The sequence below is a fragment of the Crassaminicella indica genome (genome assembly GCF_019203185.1).
Classification (GTDB): Bacteria; Bacillota; Clostridia; order Peptostreptococcales; family Thermotaleaceae; genus Crassaminicella; species Crassaminicella indica.
In genome coordinates this window covers 2,559,648-2,577,148 of the sequence record NZ_CP078093.1, presented here as the reverse complement: position 1 = coordinate 2,577,148, position 17,501 = coordinate 2,559,648, and the positions used below count along the sequence as shown (strand labels likewise).

Sequence of the window (17,501 nt, the reverse complement as noted above, 5' to 3'; positions counted from 1 at the left end):
ATTTGAATAAAGTACCTGATATTTTAGGATTCGAATTGAAAAAAGCTGTTGAAATACTAGGTTCTGAATATGAATTATCTATTAAAGAAACTAATTCCCCTAAAGCTAAAGAAGAGGTAAGGGAATGTAGAGTAATTAAACAAGAATATAAGAATCAGCACATTGAATTAACAATAAGTTATTTTTAACCCCCTATTATGAGGGGGTGATATTTCTTTTAGCCAAGTTATAACTGGAGGAATAGTAGTATGAGAAATATCTTTTCTAGAGGGAGTAAAAATCTTAATAAAAAAGATTTGGATTTAGAGAAATTACCAAAACATATTGCAGTGATTATGGATGGAAATGGAAGATGGGCAAAAAAAAGAGGATTACCAAGAACAGCAGGTCATAAAGCAGGGATAGAAGCATTAAGGGAAATTATTCGTACTTGTTCAGAGCTTCATATTGAATATTTAACTTTATATGCTTTTTCTACAGAAAATTGGAAGAGACCAGTTAATGAAGTATCCGCATTGATGCAGTTACTTGTTTATTATTTAAGAAAAGAAGCGAAAGAATTACATAAGAACAATGTAAAAATTAGAACAATAGGAGATATTAGTAAACTTCCACAGACTGCCTTAGATGAAATAAACTCAGCAGTAGAATTAACAAAAAATAATACTGGGCTAGTAGTAAATATTGCATTGAATTATGGAGCAAGAGATGAAATTATTATGGCAGTGAAAAATATTTGTCAAAAAGTAAAGAATGATGAGATTTCTATTGAAAAAATTGATAAAGAATATTTTAAAGAGTTTCTATATACAAAAGACATACCAGATCCTGATTTGGTTATTAGACCAAGTGGGGAATTAAGAATAAGTAATTTTTTATTATGGCAGATTGCGTACAGCGAATTTTGGTTTTCTAATACTTTTTGGCCTGATTTTAATCGTGACAACTTGATACAGGCAATCATTGACTATCAAAAGAGGGATAGAAGATTTGGGGGAATTAAATAAAGGTGGTGATGATATAGATGCGTATAAGAATTATTTCTGCACTACTTGCAATACCTTTGTTTTTGTTTGTTGTTATAAAGAGAGGCATTATTCTAGACATATCTGTCTTTTTGTTAGCAATGATTGCTATAGATGAGTTTTTTAATGCTTTTCATAATATAGATATTATGCCTTCAAAATCGGTTGGAATTTTGAGCATCATTTTTATTTCTGCAATTGCTTTTAAGCCTATTACCCAAGCGGAAATTATGGCATGGTTTTTTATGAGTATGTTATTGATTTTAGTAAATAATTTATTCAAAAAAAAATTAGATATTTTTTCATCAAGTATTACAGCTATGGGAATATACTATGTTGTATTTTTCATGTATCATATTGTTTTTATTTCGCATCATAGTAAATATAGTGAGTTGATTTGGATGGTATTTATTGTTGCTTGGGCAACAGATACTTTTGCATATTTTACTGGTTATTTTTTTGGATCAAGAAAGCTGTGTCCTAATATTAGCCCTAAAAAGACTATAGAAGGGGCTGTTGGAGGTATATTAGGAAGTATTTTAATAAGTGCTTTGTTTGGTTATTTTGTTGTGCCTAATATATTCCTACACTGTGTGATTATTGGTGGTTTAGGAAGTATCATAGGACAATGTGGAGATTTAACAGCATCTATTTTTAAAAGATATGCAGGGATAAAAGATTATGGAAAAATTATGCCTGGTCATGGAGGCATTTTAGATAGATTTGATAGCATACTTTTTACTGCACCAGCAGTATATTATTATATAATATTTTTTATAAGGTAAGGAATATAAAAATGAATTGCTTTTTTCTGTAAAACTGAGTAATCTTGAAGGGATGGTTATATGAAAAACATTAGCATATTAGGTTCGACCGGTTCTATTGGAACACAGACCCTTGACGTTGTGAGGAGCAACAAAGAAAAGTTCAATGTATTAGGATTAAGTGCAAATAGTAATATTGAATTATTAGAAAAGCAAATAAATGAATTCCATCCAATTGCAGTTGCAGTAATGGATGAACAAAAAGCTTTAGAATTAAAGGAAAGGATTCAAAATACTAATACAGAGGTTTTATATGGCCTTGATGGTTTAAATACCATAGCAACGCTTAGTGATGTTGATTTGGTTGTTACTTCAGTAGTAGGAATGATCGGATTAATCCCTACAATAAAAGCTATAAGGTGTAAGAAAAATATTGCATTAGCCAATAAAGAGACATTAGTTACAGCTGGAGAAATTGTTATGAGAGAGGCTCAAAAAAATGGGGTATTGATTCTTCCTGTAGATAGTGAGCATAGTGCTATATTTCAGAGCTTAATGGGGTATACTTTACAAGATATTAGAAGAATTTTATTAACAGCTTCTGGAGGGCCTTTTAGAGGATGGAAAAAAGATGCTTTAAAAGATGTAACGGTTGCAGAGGCACTAAAGCATCCTAAGTGGAATATGGGAAAGAAGATAAGTATTGATTCAGCTACACTTATGAATAAAGGATTAGAAGTTATTGAAGCAAAATGGCTTTTTGATTTAAGCTTAGAACAAATTGATGTAGTTGTTCATCCAGAGAGTATTATTCATTCTATGGTAGAATATAAAGATAGTTCTGTGATTGCTCAAATGGGTTATCCAGATATGAGAGTGCCTATTCAATTTGCTTTAACTTATCCTAAAAGAATTGCAAATAGCTATGAGAAATTAAATTTGTTTGATATTGCAACATTAACCTTTGAAAAACCTGATTTAAATACATTTCCTTGTTTAAAACTTGCTTATGATGCTTTAAGAATAGGGGGAAGCTTTCCTACAGTTTTAAATGCTGCAAATGAAGTTTTGGTAGAACTTTTTATTAATGAAAAAATTAGTTTTTACGATATACCTAAAGGCATTGAATTAGCATTAGAAAAACATGATATTGAACATGACCTTGATATTGATAAAATTGTAGAAATTGACTGTTGGGCAAGAAATTTTGCAAAAAATATTTTTCTTTAAGGTGGTGTGATCATGGAAACTATATTGATAGCTTTTTTAATTTTTGGTGTTTTGGTAGTGTTTCATGAATTTGGACATTTTAGTGTAGCGAAACTTGTAGGCATAAAAGTACATGAATTTTCAATTGGAATGGGGAAGCCAAGAATTTTTAAATTTAAAAAGGGCGAAACAGAGTACTCCATAAGACCATTACCAATAGGTGGATATGTAAAAATGGAAGGTGAAGATGAAGCATCTACAGATGAAAGAAGCTTTAATAATAAGCCTTTATGGGCAAGAATGCTTGTAATTGTTGCAGGTCCATTTATGAATTTTATTTTCGCAATTCTTTTGTTTTCAATGATGTTTTATATGATAGGATTTCCTACGAATGATACTACTATAGGAGATATTATACCAAATTATCCTGCTCAAATGGCAGGAATAAAAGCAGGAGATAAAATTCTTTCAATTGATGGAAAAGAAATGAATAGTTGGAAACAAATTGTTGAAACTATTCACAGTAAAAAAGATCAAAAGATTAATATAAAAATATTGAGAGATGGAAAAGAAAAAAGCTTTTCAATTAAACCTCTTCTCAATAAAGAAACAAATCAAGTAATGATTGGGATTTCTCCTACTATTAAAAAATCCTTTGCAAAATCTATTTCAATGGGTTTTGACAGAATGACATTTGTTATTAAAAGTATGTTAGCATTTTTCATGAAGCCTTCTATGAAAGATGTAGTAGGACCTGTTGGAATTATTCATATAGTAGGTCAAGCAGCTAAAACCAATATATATAGTGTACTGTGGATTGTTGGATTTATTAGCGTTAATTTAGGTATAGTGAATTTACTACCTATTCCTGCTTTAGATGGAGGGAGATTAGTTTTTTTAATTATAGAAGGCTTAAGAGGTAAGCCTCTTGACCCAGAAAAGGAAGGCTTTATCCATTTGACAGGATTTGTATTACTGATGAGTTTAATGGTATTTATGATTTTCAAAGATGTTGAAAGGTTTAAATTATTTCAGCATATATTTGATTTATTTTAAGGTTGGTGTAAAAAATGGAAATAAAAAGAAAAAAAACAAGAACTGTTTATTGTGGGAATGTAAAAATAGGAGGGGATGCTCCTATTTCTATACAGTCTATGACTAATACAGATACAAGAAATATTGATAAAACAGTGGAGCAAATTAATAAATTAGAAGAGGCTGGTTGTGAAATTGTAAGGGTTGCAGTTCCGGATATGCAGGCTGCACAAGCGATAAAAGAAATTAGACAAAAGATTCATATTCCAATGATTGCTGATATTCATTTTGATTATAGGTTAGCTTTAGAAGCTATAAAAAACGGTGTAGATAAATTAAGATTGAATCCAGGAAATATTGGTGATGCGAATCGAGTCAAAAAAGTTGTAATGCTGGCGAAGGAAAGAGGAATTCCCATTCGAATTGGTGTAAATGCGGGATCAATTGATCAAAGAATTGTGAGAAAATATGGAGAAATTACTCCTGAAGCTATGGTGGAAAGTGCATTAGAGCATGTGGAAATTCTCCAAAATTTAAACTTTGAGGATATTATTATTTCTTTAAAGGCTTCGGATATAAAACTTACAGTAGAAGCTTATAGATTAATCTCTGAAAAGGTTGATTACCCGCTACATATAGGGATTACAGAAGCTGGTACGATTAAGAGCGGAACGGTAAAATCTTGTATAGGTATAGGAGCTATGCTATTAGATGGTATAGGAGATACCTTAAGGATTTCATTAACAGGAGATCCGGTGGATGAAGTCAAATTAGCAAAAGAAATTTTAAAATCAATTGGATTAAGAAATTTTGGTATAAAGATGGTTTCTTGTCCTACTTGTGGAAGGACTCAAATAGATTTAATAAGTTTAGCAAATAGAATAGAAAGTAAGTTGAGTAAAATAGATAAGCCATTGACGGTTGCTATAATGGGCTGTGCTGTAAATGGCCCAGGAGAGGCAAAGGATGCAGATATTGGCATTGCAGGAGGCAAAGGTTCAGCATTATTATTTAAGAAAGGAGAAATTATAAGAAAAGTAAAAGAAGAAAATATAGAAGCTGTATTATTAGAAGAGATTATAAAAATGTAAATCTTCTTTATTTATTGGTATAGATAAACAACTTCAACATAAAAAAAGAAATATATAAAGATAAGTGAATGACTTCGATAACTTTTGTAAAAAAACTTACTGAAATTTCATGAAAAATACGTTAAGAACCTTCATTGTTTGAACGAAGTGAGTTTTGAAGGTTCAGTATTTTTTCATGGAATGAAGTTTTGTTTTTTCAAAAGTTATCTGGAATGAACTATCTTTTATATTTCATTTTAAAGTTGTTTACCTATAGATAAACAACATCGATATAAAAAGAAATATATAAAGATAAGTGAATGAATTTAATAACTTTTATAAAAAAATCCTACGCCTTCAGGACTTGCTAATGATGTTATATTTGAAGGTGATGAAAGGATTTTTTTATAATCTATAAAAAATTTTTAGTAATGAAAGGGGGATATAATTGGACACATCATTAAAGAAGATTGTAAATGATATTGGGTTAAATATAAATATCGAAATCGATGCAGTTGTAAAAAAAGTCAGATATTATAAGAAAAATAAAAGGTTGAGCTTTGTTATAACTTCTAATAAAATGATTCATCGGGCAGCATTAGATGATTTAAGAATGAATATAAAAAAAAATATTCCTTTTGTGAAGGATGTAAACTTTAATACTTTGTATCAAAATATAGATCTGAAAAAAAATGACACTTTGAAAGTATACTGGGAAAATATTATTTATGCATTAAATCAATCAATTCCCTCTTCATTAGCCTGGTTAAGCAATTCAAAATACAGTTTAAATGATGATACATTATTTTTAGAGGTTGAAAATTCAATAGGTATTGAAAGCTTAAAAGAGAAAAAGGTTGATATTTTTATAAAAGAAATGATTCAATCTGAGTTAAATAGAAATGTAAAAGTAGTTTTTAAAGGACATAAGGATTCACAGAAGGATCATAAAGATAGTTATCTAAAAGAAAAAGAAATACAAACTCAAGCGATTGTTGAAAGTATGTTGACGAATCAAAATATAGTAATGAAAAAGCAAAAGGAAGTAAAAAATGTATTCTCAAATGAAGAGATCATTTTAGGCAAAAAATTTAATGATAATATAATAGTGATTCCAAGTGTTAATGAAGAATCTGGGATTGTAGCAATTGAGGGCGAGATATTTGATGTTGAATGGAAAACATTAAAAAATGGTAAAAGCTTATGTGTTTTAAGCGTAACAGATTATAAAGGTTCTATTGCTGTTAAGTTATTTGTTAAAAAGGAACAAGTAGATGCTTTATCTGAAGAATTAAAAATAGGAAAGTATGTAAAGATACGTGGAGATGCTCGCTATGATACTTTTTCTAGAGAGATTGTTATTATGGCAAAGGATATTATAAAAGGACAACTTAAAGCAAGAATAGATAAAGCGCAAAAAAAACGGGTGGAATTACATGTTCATACTCAAATGAGTGCTATGGATGGAGTATCTTCTGCGAAAAACTTAATTAAAAGGGCTAAAGAGTGGGGACATGCTGCTATTGCAATAACAGATCATGGAGTAGTACAAGCTTTTCCAGAAGCTATGGATGCAGCTAAAAAACATGATATTAAAGTTATTTATGGTGTAGAAGGGTATTTGGTTAATGATGGAGAACCTATTGTAATTAATAGTAATGAAAAAGAAATAAATCAAAGTTATGTAGTATTTGATATAGAGACAACAGGGTTATCTAGCAAAAATGATAAGATAACCGAAATAGGAGCAGTAAAAATAAGAGACAATAAAATTGTAGACAAATTTAATATATTAGTTAATCCAGGGATTCCTATCCCTTTAAAAATTGTTGAGCTTACGGGGATAACGGATGATATGGTAAAAGATCAACCAACTATTGAAGAAGTATTGCCTAAATTTCTAGAATTTATTGAAGATGCTCCTGCTGTTGCACATAATGCAAATTTTGATACATCTTTTATAAAGCAAAGTTGTAGTCAAATGGGATTAGAATTTAATAATCCTATTATAGATACTTTGCCTTTGGCTAAAATTTTACTTCCTCATTTAAAAAGGTATAAATTAAATGTGATAGCTAAGGAATTAAATGTAAAATTGGAGAATCATCATAGGGCAGTAGATGATGCAAAAGCCACAGCAAATATTTTTATTGAATTTTTATCGATGCTTAAGGAAAGAGGAATTGCAAGATTAAGCGAGATAAATGATCTTTACGCTAAATCAGTAGACGTTAAAAAGCTAGATACTTTTCATGTAATAATATTGGTAAAAAATTACACAGGGCTTAAAAATCTATATAAAATTATTTCTCAATCGCATATTTCTTACTTTCATAAAAGACCTAGAATTCCTAAATCACTTCTTTCAAAAATGAGAGAGGGTCTTATTGTAGGTACTGCTTGTGAGGCAGGAGAGTTATATAGAGCAATTCTTAATAATAAGCCTAAAAGAGAAATAGAAAATATTGTAAAATACTACGATTATTTAGAAATACAACCAATAGAAAATAATCAGTTCTTAATACAAAAAGGATTAGTAAAGGGAGAAGAAGAATTAAAGGAAATTAATAAGGAAATTGTGACTTTGGGGGAAAGGTTTAATAAAATGGTTGTTGCAACTGGAGATGTACATTTTTTAGACCCAAAAGATGAAGTTTATAGAAGAATATTGATGGCAGGACAAGGATTTAGCGATGCAGATAATCAAGCGCCTCTATACTTTAAAACAACAGATGAAATGCTTGAGGAGTTTAAATATTTAGGAGAAAGTATGGCTATGGATGTAGTTGTTAATAATCCTAATAAAATTTCAGATATGATTGAACAAATCATACCTATTCCAGAAGAAACTTATCCACCTGTTATTGAGGGAGCAGATGAAGATTTAAAAAATATGTGCTATGAAAAAGCCATGAGAATTTATGGAGACCCTTTACCGGAAATTGTAAAAACAAGATTAGATAAGGAGCTTAACTCGATTATAAGTAATGGTTATGCGGTTATGTATATTATTGCACAAAAGCTTGTGACAAAATCATTAGAGGACGGATATCTGGTAGGATCAAGAGGTTCTGTAGGATCTTCATTTGTGGCTACTATGAGTGATATTACGGAGGTTAATCCTCTTCCGCCTCATTATATCTGTAAAAATTGTAAAAACTCAGAATTTATCTTAGATGGTTCAATTGGTAGTGGAGCTGATTTGCCTGATAAAAAATGTCCAAAATGTAATGAAGACTATGAAAAGAACGGACATGATATACCTTTTGAAGTATTTTTAGGATTTGAAGGGGATAAAGAACCAGATATAGATCTTAACTTTGCAGGTGAATATCAACCGAATGCTCATAAGTATACAGAAGTATTGTTTGGAGAAGGCTATGTATTTCGTGCAGGAACTATTGGTACAATAGCAGAAAAAACTGCTTATGGCTTTGTAAAAAAGTATTTTGAAGAAAGACAAATTCCAATAAACAATCGAGAAATAGATAGACTTTCACGTGGATGTACAGGTGTAAAAAGAACTACTGGACAGCATCCGGGAGGTGTTATGGTTGTACCAAATTACAAAGATATTTTTGATTTTTCTCCCATTCAGTATCCAGCAAATGATAGTTCATCAGGTGTGATTACAACTCATTTTGACTATCATTCTATCAGTGGTAGGATATTAAAGCTTGATATTTTAGGACACGATGTTCCTACGATTATTAGAATGTTACAAGATATTACGGGGGTAGATCCACAACAAATTCCATTAGATGATCCAGAAACAGTCAAGATTTTTACAAGTCTTGAACCTTTAAAAATTGTAGATAATGACTTTAAATGTGAGGTAGGTAGTTTAGGGATACCTGAATTTGGAACTAAATTTGTACGACAGATGTTAGTAGATACAAAGCCTACTACATTTGCTGAGCTAGTTCGTATTAGTGGACTGTCTCATGGTACAGATGTTTGGTTAAATAATGCACAGGATTTAGTTAGACAAAATGTTGCTCCTTTAAAGGAAGTAATTTCTACTAGAGATGATATTATGAATTATTTAATTTATAAAGGATTACCTCCTAAAGCTTCTTTTAAAATAATGGAAAAAGTAAGAAAAGGAAAGGGATTAACACCTGAAGATGAAGCAATGATGAAGGAAAACAATGTTCCTCAGTGGTATATTGATTCTTGTAATAAGATTAAGTATATGTTTCCTAAGGCACATGCTGTTGCATATGTTATGATGTCTTTTAGAATTGCTTATTTTAAAGTACATTATCCTTTAGCTTTTTATGCTACTTATTTTACTACAAAAGCTTCAGACTTTGATGCGGAGTTAGTGGTTAAAGGGAAGGAAATAGTTAAGAATAAAATAAAAGAATTAGAAGAATTGGGGAATAATGTAACGCAAAAAGAGAAGGACCTTTTAACTGTTCTAGAAGTGGTTTATGAAATGTATTGTAGAGGTTTTGGATTTTTACCAGTAGACATTTATAAGTCTGATTCAGATAAATTTATTATTTTAGAAGATAAGCTTTTGCCACCACTTAGAGCATTACAAGGAGTAGGTGAAAATGCTGCAAGGAGCATTTGCAAAAGCAGAAAGAACGGTGAGTTTATATCTGTTGAGGATATAAGAGAACGGTCAAAAGTTACAAAAACTGTTATCGAAACTTTAAAAAATCATGGCTGTTTAAATGGATTGCCTGATACCAACCAACTATCACTATTTTAGAGTTGCATATTTTTTGCTGTTATGCTATAATTTTACCGATAGATATATAATATTTTATGAAAAGAGTGGGACATACCCCACTCTTTGCTGTTATTTCTTGCTTTTAATGAAAGAATAATGAATGTATATTTTCCAAAGAATATGTATATAGAATGTTATATAGATTATGTGAAATAAGAAGGAGGGAGAAGAATGGCAAAAAAACGTGTGACGGATATTGTAGAAGAATTAGTTGTAGCATTTGTTGAGGAGAATGAATTAGAGCTAGTAGATGTTGAGTTTGTCAAGGAAGGACAAAATTGGTTTTTAAGAGTATATATAGATAAACCAGGTGGAGTAACTATAGATGATTGCCAATATGTAAGTGAATATATAAGTGAAAAATTAGATGAATTGGATCCTATTGAGCAAAATTATTACTTAGAGGTGTCATCTCCTGGACTTGATAGGCCGCTAAAAAAAGATAAGGATTTTGAAAAATATAAGGGTAGAATGGTAGAAGTTAATTTATATCAGGCTTTAGATGGAAAGAAGAGAATCGAAGGAGTATTAGCAGGTCTTAAAGATGGGTTTATTGTTTTAGAAATGGATAAAGATGGTGAGTTGAAAATACCGAGAGAAAAAGTTTCAAAAGTGAAGCTTTCTGTCATTATATAATAAGGAGGTGTATAATAAATGAATGGAGAATTTATAGAAGCTTTAGATCAGATTGAAAAGGAAAAAGGTATTGCCAAGGATATATTAATTGATGCTATTGAAGCAGCATTAATCTCTGCGTATAAAAGGAATTACGGTACTTCACAAAACGTAAAAGTATATATTAACAGAGAAAATGGAGAAGTTCGAGTATTTTCAGTAAAAAATGTTGTTGAAACAGTTGAAAACGAATTATTAGAGATTAGCCTTGAGGATGCAAGAGAAATTGACAGCAATTATGAAGTTGGGGATGTAGTGGAAAAGGAAGTTACACCTAAAAATTTTGGTAGAATTGCTGCTCAAACAGCAAAACAGGTAGTTGTACAAAGAATACGAGAGGCTGAAAGAGGGATTATTTTTGATGAGTTTGTAAATAGAGAAAGCGAGATTGTTACTGGGATAGTTCAAAGAATCAGTAAGGGAAATGTATTTATCAATCTTGGCAGAGCAGAAGCTATTTTAACTCCTTCAGAGCAAATGCCTGGAGAAGTTTATAAACATAACGATAGAATTAAAACATATATTGTTGAGGTAAAAAAGACGACAAAAGGACCACAAATTCTTGTTTCACGGACACATCCTGGACTAGTAAAGCGGTTATTTGAACTAGAAGTTCCAGAAATTCATGATGGGATTGTAGAAATAAAAAGTATTTCAAGAGAAGCAGGATCAAGAACTAAAATTGCTGTATATTCCCATGATGAGAATGTAGATCCTGTTGGAGCATGTGTAGGGCATAAAGGAGCAAGAGTGCAGGCGATTGTAGATGAACTAAAAGGTGAAAAAATTGATATTATAAAATGGAATGATAATCCAGAAGCATTAATAGCAAGTGCATTGAGTCCATCAAAGGTAATAAAAGTTATTGTAAAAGAAAGTGAAAAAACAGCTTTAGTGGTTGTTCCTGATTATCAGCTATCATTAGCGATTGGTAAAGAAGGACAAAATGCAAGATTAGCGGCGAAGTTAACAAACTGGAAAATTGATATTAAGAGTGAATCACAATATGAAGAGTCTATGAAGGAAATAGAAGAGTAGGAGGTATTCTAAAATGAAAGTTAGGAAAATACCCCTAAGACAGTGTATTGGATGTATGGAGCAAAAACCAAAAAAAGAACTTATTCGTATTGTTAGATCTAAAGATGGAGAAATTAAGATAGATATGACAGGAAAAGCTAATGGCAGAGGTGCATACATATGCAATAATATCGAATGCTTTAAAAAGATGGAAAAAAGAAAAGCATTAAATAGAGCTTTTCAACAAGAAATAGATCAAAAAATATATGATCAGTTAAATGAGGAGTTGACTAAAAATGAAAAATAAAATTCTTTCATTTTTAGGATTAGCACAACGATCTGGAAATCTAATAACAGGTGAAGATACCTGCGAAATTTATATCAAAAAAAAAGCTGTTCAATTAGTACTTATTGCGAAGGATGCTTCAGATAATACAAAAAAAAAGTTTCGAAATATGACTGAATTTAGAAATATAAAGTTTGTAATCTATGGAGATCGACAAGACTTATCACGGGCTGTAGGTAAGTTAAATAGAACGGTTTATGGTATAAAAGATAAAGGGCTTGCAAGAAAAATTCTTGCTCTTATTGAAGAAGATAAGGATTGTTCAAATAATTTAGGGGGTGAGCAAACATGTCAAAAGTAAGAGTATATCAATTAGCTAAAGAGTTAGGAATGTCTAGTAAAGAACTTATTAATAAATTAGCTGAACTTGATATTACGGTAACAAATCATATGAGTGCGTTAGAAGAAGAGACTGCAGATATATTAAAAGAACTTTATGAAGTAAAAAGAGAAGATACTAATGAAAAAACTGAAAATAAGAAAAAAACAAACAAGAAAGGCTCTAAGAATAAAAAAACGAAGGAAGCTTCAAAAATAGAGGAAAAAGAACATGATCAAGAAGCTATCATGATCCCGGAAACAATTGTTGTACAAGAGTTTGCAAATAAGATTGGAAAAAGTGTTTCAGAAATTATTACAAAATTAATTGGATTAGGTGTTTTTGCTTCAGCAAATCAAAATATTGATTATGATGTTGCAGCTTCAATTGCTTTAGATTTTGGAATGGCTGTTCAAAAGGAAGAAGAGAAAGAGGAGGATGAGTTTGGAATAGAAGAGATACCAGACCGTCCAGAGGATTTAAAAGAGAGACCACCTGTAATTACCGTAATGGGCCATGTTGATCATGGAAAAACTTCATTACTTGATGCGATAAGAAATACAAATGTTACTTCTAGAGAAGCTGGTGGTATTACACAACATATTGGTGCTTCTGAAGTGGAAGTTAATGGTAAAAGAATTGTATTTTTAGATACACCTGGACATGAAGCTTTTACATCTATGAGAGCAAGAGGAGCAAGTATAACAGATATAGCGATTTTGGTTGTTGCAGCAGATGATGGTGTTATGCCGCAGACAAAAGAGGCTATTAGTCATGCTAAAGCAGCAGGTGTTCCAATTATTGTAGCTTTAAATAAAATTGATAGACCAAATGCTAACCCAGACCGAGTAAAACAGGAATTATCAGAAAATGGTGTTTTAATTGAAGAATGGGGTGGGGATACTATATGTGTTCCAGTTTCAGCATTAAAAGGTGAAGGAATTGATAATTTATTAGAAATGATTTTGCTTGTAGCAGAAATGCAGGAGTTAAAAGCAAATCCAAATAAGCTAGCAAGTGGTACGGTTATTGAAGCTAAATTGGATAAGAGTAGAGGGCCTGTAGCGACTATCCTTGTACAAAACGGTACATTAAAGGTTGGAGATTCTATTGTAGCAGGAGCGGTTTATGGAAGAATTCGTGCTATGGTCAATGATAAGGGTAATAATATTAAAAAGGCAGGTCCAGCAACAGCTGTTGAAATTTTAGGTTTATCTGATGTGCCTGAAGCAGGAGATCGTTTTAATGCTGTGAAAGAAGATAAACTAGCTAGACAAATTGTTGAAAAAAGACGTGCAAAAATTAGAGAAGAAAGCTTAAATGCGACAGCAAAAGTATCTTTAGAGGATTTATTTAAACATATACAAGAAGGAGAAGTAAAGGAATTAAATATTATTGTAAAGGCAGATGTGCAAGGTTCTGTTGAAGCTGTAAAACAATCATTGATGAAATTAAGCAATGAAGAAGTAAAGGTAAAAGTGATTCATGGTGGGGTAGGAACCATTACAGAATCAGATATTATGCTTGCTTCTGCTTCTAATGCTATCGTTATTGGATTTAATGTAAGACCTTCGTCTACAGTAAGCAGTTTAGCTAAAAGAGAAGATGTGGATTTAAGAACATACAGAATAATATATGAAGCAATTGCTGATGTAGAAGCTGCTATGAAAGGAATGCTTGAGCCAGAATATAAAGAAGTTGTATTAGGAAGAGTTGAGATAAGAGCAACCTTTAAAGTACCAGGAGTAGGTACTATTGGTGGAGCATATGTTTTAGAAGGAAAAGTAACAAGAAATGCAAAAGTAAGATTAATTCGCGATGGTATTGTAATATTTGAAGGTGCTATATCATCTTTAAAAAGATTTAAAGACGATGTAAAAGAAGTGGCTACTGGCTATGAATGTGGAATTGGTCTTGAAAATTATAATGATATCAAAGAAGGAGATATTGTTGAGCCATATATTATTGAAGAAATAAAAAGAGCATAATAACTACCAAAGGAAGGTGGTTTTTACATGGGATATCAAAGAACAAATAGAATTAGTGAAGAGATAAAAAAGATCGTGAGTAAAATGATCATGAATGAATTGAAGGATCCACGTATATCAACTTTGACAAGCATTGTAGAAGTTGATGTGACAAGAGATTTAAGGTATGCAAATATTTTTATTAGTGTGTACGGCTCCCAAGAAGAAAAAGAAAATACCCTGACAGCATTAAAAAATGCTTCTGGATTTATACGTAAAGAAATTGGGAAGAAATTAAAATTAAGATATACACCAGAGCCTATATTCAATATAGATACTTCTATAGAAAAAGGAATATACATGTCAAATTTAATTGATAAATTAAATAAGAAGGATAGTTTAGATGAAAAAGAAGATCATTAATATGAAGGAAGCTTTAGATATTATCCATAAGGCGGATAATATTCTTATTCTTCCTCATATTCTTCCCGATGGAGATACGATCGGTTCATCAGTAGCATTATATTTAGCATTAAAAAAAATAGGTAAGCATCCAGTTATTTTATTAGATGAAGAGCTGCCTTATAATATTAAGTTTTTATCACAAAAATATATTCGAAATAAGATAGATGAATCTTTTATGTTTGATTTGGCAATCTCTATTGATTGTAGTGATGTAGATCGATTAGGTGATAGAAAGGAATATATTCATAAGGCTAAAAATAGTTTGAATATAGATCATCATGTTACAAATACTTATTTTGCAGATATAAATGTTGTTGATTCTAAAGCTGCTGCAACTGGTGAGATTATATACTTTATTATAAAGGCTATGAAAGTAGCTATTACAAAGGATATTGCAACCTGTATATATACAGCTTTATCGACAGATACAGGTAGCTTTAAATATGATAATACATCATCACAAACCCATAGGATTGTGGCTGAACTAATCGAAAAAAATATCGATTTGAATTTTATAACAACACAGATTTATCAAAATAAACCATTGTATAAAGTAAAGTTGCTATCAGAGGTTTTAAATACCCTAGAACTTTATTTTGATAATAAGTTAGCCATTTTATGCATTACGAAGGAAATGCTTGAAAGAATTGGAGCAAAAAAGGAAGATACAGACGGTATCATTGAATTTGCTAGAGATATTAATGGTGTAGAAGTTGGGGTATTATTAAAAGAAATGGAAAAAGGTAAAATAAAAGTGGGCTTTAGAGCAAAATATGATGTTGACGTAAGTAAAATTGCAGAGAGCTTTAATGGTGGAGGACATAAAAAGGCTTCTGGATGTAGTATTTATGATAATATGAACAATGCAAAAGCATTGATTATTAAAGAGATTGAAAATTATTTGTAGGTGATAATTTGAAAGGAATTATTAATATTTTAAAGCCACCTAATATGACTTCACATGATGTTGTTTATGCTGTAAGGAAAATTTTAAAAACAAAAAAAGTAGGTCATACAGGGACTCTTGATCCAATGGCAGCAGGGGTATTGCCTATTTGTGTTGGAAGTGCAACAAAAATAAGCACATATCTTTTAAATGATAAGAAAAAGTATAGATGCGAAATGGTTTTAGGTCATAATACAGATACACAGGATCGATGGGGGAAAATTATTAATACACGTCCAGTAAAGGTAAATAAAAAAGATATTATGGATGCATTTGATGCATTCAAGGGAGAAGTATATCAAATTCCTCCTATGTATTCAGCACTAAAGCATAAAGGGAAAAAATTATATGAGTTAGCGCGAGAAGGAAAAGAAATTCATAGAGAACCTAGGAAGATATTCATTTATGAATTGGATATTATTCATATGGATGGAAATGTTATTCTTTTTGATGTGCTTTGTTCAAAGGGAACTTATGTAAGAACTTTATGTGAGGATATTGGAAATTATTTAAACTGTGGTGCATATATGTCTTTTTTATTAAGAACAAAAAGTGGTAAATTCAAGTTGAATGATTCAATAACTTTAGAAACATTAGTCAATCTGCCTATTGAAGAAATATGTTCAAATTATATGTTTTCTATGGATTATCCACTTAAAGATATGTCTAGAGTGAATATAAAAAAACAATCAGAAAAGTATTTGCTTAATGGAAATAATCTTTATATGAAGAATATTGCATCTTATGATGCTTTAAAAGATGATGATATGGTAAGATTATATGTAGAAGATCGATTTATTGCATTAGGAAGAGTAAAAAAGAATGAAGAATTATATATTGATGTTCATAAAGTATTTCTTTAAAGGGGCAAGATTATGGAAATTATAACTTCACTTAAAAATATTGAAATAAATTGTAATACAGGTGTTGCATTAGGAAGTTTTGATGGTGTTCATATAGGACATCAAACTCTAATTATAAATTTAGTAGAGACTTGTAAAAATAAAGGGCTAAAAAGTGTTGTTTATACTTTCAAAAATCACCCTAGAAATTTAACTTCTAAAAATGGAGCACCACAAAGAATTATATCTTTGGAAAAAAAGTTTGAACTACTAAAATATCTGGGTGTAGATTATATTGTTTGTATTGATTTTGATGATTATCAAAGAAATTTAAGTCCTGAAAAGTTTGTAAAAGAGATTTTAAAGGATAAATTAAAAATGTCTTATGGTATTGTTGGATTTAATTATCGTTTTGGATATAAGGCTCATGGAGATACAGAGCTTCTTAAAACATTAAGTCATAAATATGATTATGAGCTGTTAGTTGTAAAAGCTATCAAAATACAAGATGAAGTTGTTAGCAGTACAAAAATTCGTGAATTTATAAAGGCTGGAAATATTCCAAAAGTAAATTTATTTTTAGGACGAGCTTATTCTATTTCGGGTAAAGTAGTTCATGGAAACGGATTTGGAAAAGAATTTGGGTTTCCAACTGCAAACATAGATGTTAGTAAAGGTTTTGCTTTACCAAATTCAGGTGTATATTTTACTAAATGTATTATTGATGATAAGTTGTATAATAGTGTTACAAATGTAGGGTATAAGCCTACTATAGGAAGTGATACTATTAGTATAGAGCCACATATTTTAAATTTTACAGGCAATTTGTATGACAAAGAGATCGAAGTTATATTTTATCAAAAACTTAGAGATGAAGTGAAATTTGAAAGAATACAAGACTTAATTGACCAAATTAATAAAGATGTAAATAGTGCAAAAAAGTTTTTTAAGATGTAAGTTTTTATTTACAATAAAGTTGTTATGTGGTAAAATCTTATTTGTGAATGAACCATTAGCTATGTGTTACGAATCACCAACGTAGTACTTGGCTGTTGGGGATCTATAAAAGGAGGTGAA

Annotated in this window: 16 protein-coding genes; all 16 read left to right on the top strand. The window is 30.6% G+C overall.

Translation table 11 applies throughout. From position 1 onward, the window contains the following. Positions 1–2 precede the first annotated feature (2 nt). The 16 genes from KVH43_RS12295 (at position 3) to KVH43_RS12220 (ending at position 17,381) form a co-directional block, all read left to right on the top strand. Positions 3–188: a hypothetical protein gene (locus tag KVH43_RS12295; protein ID WP_218282812.1), complete on the top strand. Its 186-nt coding sequence runs from the start codon at positions 3–5 to the stop codon at positions 186–188. 60 nt (positions 189–248) lie between these two features. After that, complete coding sequence (locus KVH43_RS12290) at positions 249–1,007, top strand: isoprenyl transferase (protein WP_218282811.1); 759 nt, start codon at positions 249–251, stop codon at positions 1,005–1,007. A 17-nt stretch (positions 1,008–1,024) separates the two neighbouring features. Next, positions 1,025–1,810 carry a phosphatidate cytidylyltransferase gene (locus tag KVH43_RS12285; protein ID WP_218282810.1) on the top strand — a complete coding sequence of 262 codons (786 nt, stop codon included), beginning with the start codon at positions 1,025–1,027 and terminating at the stop codon, positions 1,808–1,810. Positions 1,811–1,870: 60 nt separating this feature from the next. Next, positions 1,871–3,019 carry a 1-deoxy-D-xylulose-5-phosphate reductoisomerase gene (locus KVH43_RS12280; protein ID WP_218282809.1) on the top strand — a complete coding sequence of 383 codons (1,149 nt, stop codon included), beginning with the start codon at positions 1,871–1,873 and terminating at the stop codon, positions 3,017–3,019. Positions 3,020–3,031: 12 nt separating this feature from the next. Further along, positions 3,032–4,054: an RIP metalloprotease RseP gene (gene rseP / locus KVH43_RS12275; protein WP_218282808.1), complete on the top strand. Its 1,023-nt coding sequence runs from the start codon at positions 3,032–3,034 to the stop codon at positions 4,052–4,054. A gap of 14 nt (positions 4,055–4,068) precedes the next feature. Beyond that, complete coding sequence (ispG, locus tag KVH43_RS12270) at positions 4,069–5,124, top strand: flavodoxin-dependent (E)-4-hydroxy-3-methylbut-2-enyl-diphosphate synthase (protein ID WP_218282807.1); 1,056 nt, start codon at positions 4,069–4,071, stop codon at positions 5,122–5,124. A 427-nt stretch (positions 5,125–5,551) separates the two neighbouring features. Then, positions 5,552–9,826 (top strand): PolC-type DNA polymerase III, encoded by a 4,275-nt coding sequence (locus tag KVH43_RS12265; RefSeq protein ID WP_218282806.1) that lies wholly within the window; start codon positions 5,552–5,554, stop codon positions 9,824–9,826. Positions 9,827–10,018: 192 nt separating this feature from the next. After that, positions 10,019–10,483, top strand: coding sequence for a ribosome maturation factor RimP (gene rimP, locus KVH43_RS12260; protein WP_218282805.1), 465 nt, complete (start codon positions 10,019–10,021; stop codon positions 10,481–10,483). Between the two features lie 18 nt (positions 10,484–10,501). Then, positions 10,502–11,560: a transcription termination factor NusA gene (nusA, locus tag KVH43_RS12255; RefSeq protein WP_218282804.1), complete on the top strand. Its 1,059-nt coding sequence runs from the start codon at positions 10,502–10,504 to the stop codon at positions 11,558–11,560. Positions 11,561–11,573: 13 nt separating this feature from the next. After that, entirely contained in the window at positions 11,574–11,846 is a 273-nt protein-coding gene (gene rnpM / locus KVH43_RS12250) for an RNase P modulator RnpM (RefSeq protein WP_218282803.1), read from the top strand. Beyond that, positions 11,836–12,186, top strand: a complete 351-nt coding sequence (locus KVH43_RS12245) for a L7Ae/L30e/S12e/Gadd45 family ribosomal protein (RefSeq protein WP_218282802.1) — start codon at positions 11,836–11,838, stop codon at positions 12,184–12,186. Before rnpM ends, KVH43_RS12245 begins: the two co-directional genes overlap by 11 nt. Further along, on the top strand, positions 12,174–14,192 hold the full coding sequence (infB, locus tag KVH43_RS12240) for a translation initiation factor IF-2 (RefSeq protein ID WP_218282801.1): 2,019 nt from the start codon (positions 12,174–12,176) through the stop codon (positions 14,190–14,192). Before KVH43_RS12245 ends, infB begins: the two co-directional genes overlap by 13 nt. 27 nt (positions 14,193–14,219) lie before the next feature. Further along, positions 14,220–14,594: a 30S ribosome-binding factor RbfA gene (rbfA, locus tag KVH43_RS12235; RefSeq protein ID WP_218282800.1), complete on the top strand. Its 375-nt coding sequence runs from the start codon at positions 14,220–14,222 to the stop codon at positions 14,592–14,594. Continuing rightward, positions 14,575–15,543: a DHH family phosphoesterase gene (locus KVH43_RS12230; protein WP_218282799.1), complete on the top strand. Its 969-nt coding sequence runs from the start codon at positions 14,575–14,577 to the stop codon at positions 15,541–15,543. Before rbfA ends, KVH43_RS12230 begins: the two co-directional genes overlap by 20 nt. Before the next feature lie 8 nt (positions 15,544–15,551). Then, positions 15,552–16,445, top strand: coding sequence for a tRNA pseudouridine(55) synthase TruB (truB, locus tag KVH43_RS12225; protein WP_218282798.1), 894 nt, complete (start codon positions 15,552–15,554; stop codon positions 16,443–16,445). A 12-nt stretch (positions 16,446–16,457) separates the two neighbouring features. Next, positions 16,458–17,381 carry a bifunctional riboflavin kinase/FAD synthetase gene (locus KVH43_RS12220; RefSeq protein WP_218282797.1) on the top strand — a complete coding sequence of 308 codons (924 nt, stop codon included), beginning with the start codon at positions 16,458–16,460 and terminating at the stop codon, positions 17,379–17,381. Positions 17,382–17,501 lie beyond the last annotated feature (120 nt).

Excerpts from the sequence above, each read along its gene's own strand:
- rbfA (WP_218282800.1), top strand. The coding sequence starts at position 14,220 with ATGGGATATCAAAGAACAAATAGAATTAGTGAAGAGATAAAAAAGATC.
- KVH43_RS12285 (WP_218282810.1), top strand. The coding sequence starts at position 1,025 with ATGCGTATAAGAATTATTTCTGCACTACTTGCAATACCTTTGTTTTTG.
- KVH43_RS12290 (WP_218282811.1), top strand. The coding sequence starts at position 249 with ATGAGAAATATCTTTTCTAGAGGGAGTAAAAATCTTAATAAAAAAGAT.
- rseP (WP_218282808.1), top strand. The coding sequence starts at position 3,032 with ATGGAAACTATATTGATAGCTTTTTTAATTTTTGGTGTTTTGGTAGTG.
- infB (WP_218282801.1), top strand. The coding sequence starts at position 12,174 with ATGTCAAAAGTAAGAGTATATCAATTAGCTAAAGAGTTAGGAATGTCT.
- KVH43_RS12220 (WP_218282797.1), top strand. The coding sequence starts at position 16,458 with ATGGAAATTATAACTTCACTTAAAAATATTGAAATAAATTGTAATACA.
- rimP (WP_218282805.1), top strand. The coding sequence starts at position 10,019 with ATGGCAAAAAAACGTGTGACGGATATTGTAGAAGAATTAGTTGTAGCA.
- KVH43_RS12245 (WP_218282802.1), top strand. The coding sequence starts at position 11,836 with ATGAAAAATAAAATTCTTTCATTTTTAGGATTAGCACAACGATCTGGA.
- KVH43_RS12280 (WP_218282809.1), top strand. The coding sequence starts at position 1,871 with ATGAAAAACATTAGCATATTAGGTTCGACCGGTTCTATTGGAACACAG.
- ispG (WP_218282807.1), top strand. The coding sequence starts at position 4,069 with ATGGAAATAAAAAGAAAAAAAACAAGAACTGTTTATTGTGGGAATGTA.
- nusA (WP_218282804.1), top strand. The coding sequence starts at position 10,502 with ATGAATGGAGAATTTATAGAAGCTTTAGATCAGATTGAAAAGGAAAAA.
- KVH43_RS12230 (WP_218282799.1), top strand. The coding sequence starts at position 14,575 with ATGAAAAAGAAGATCATTAATATGAAGGAAGCTTTAGATATTATCCAT.
- rnpM (WP_218282803.1), top strand. The coding sequence starts at position 11,574 with ATGAAAGTTAGGAAAATACCCCTAAGACAGTGTATTGGATGTATGGAG.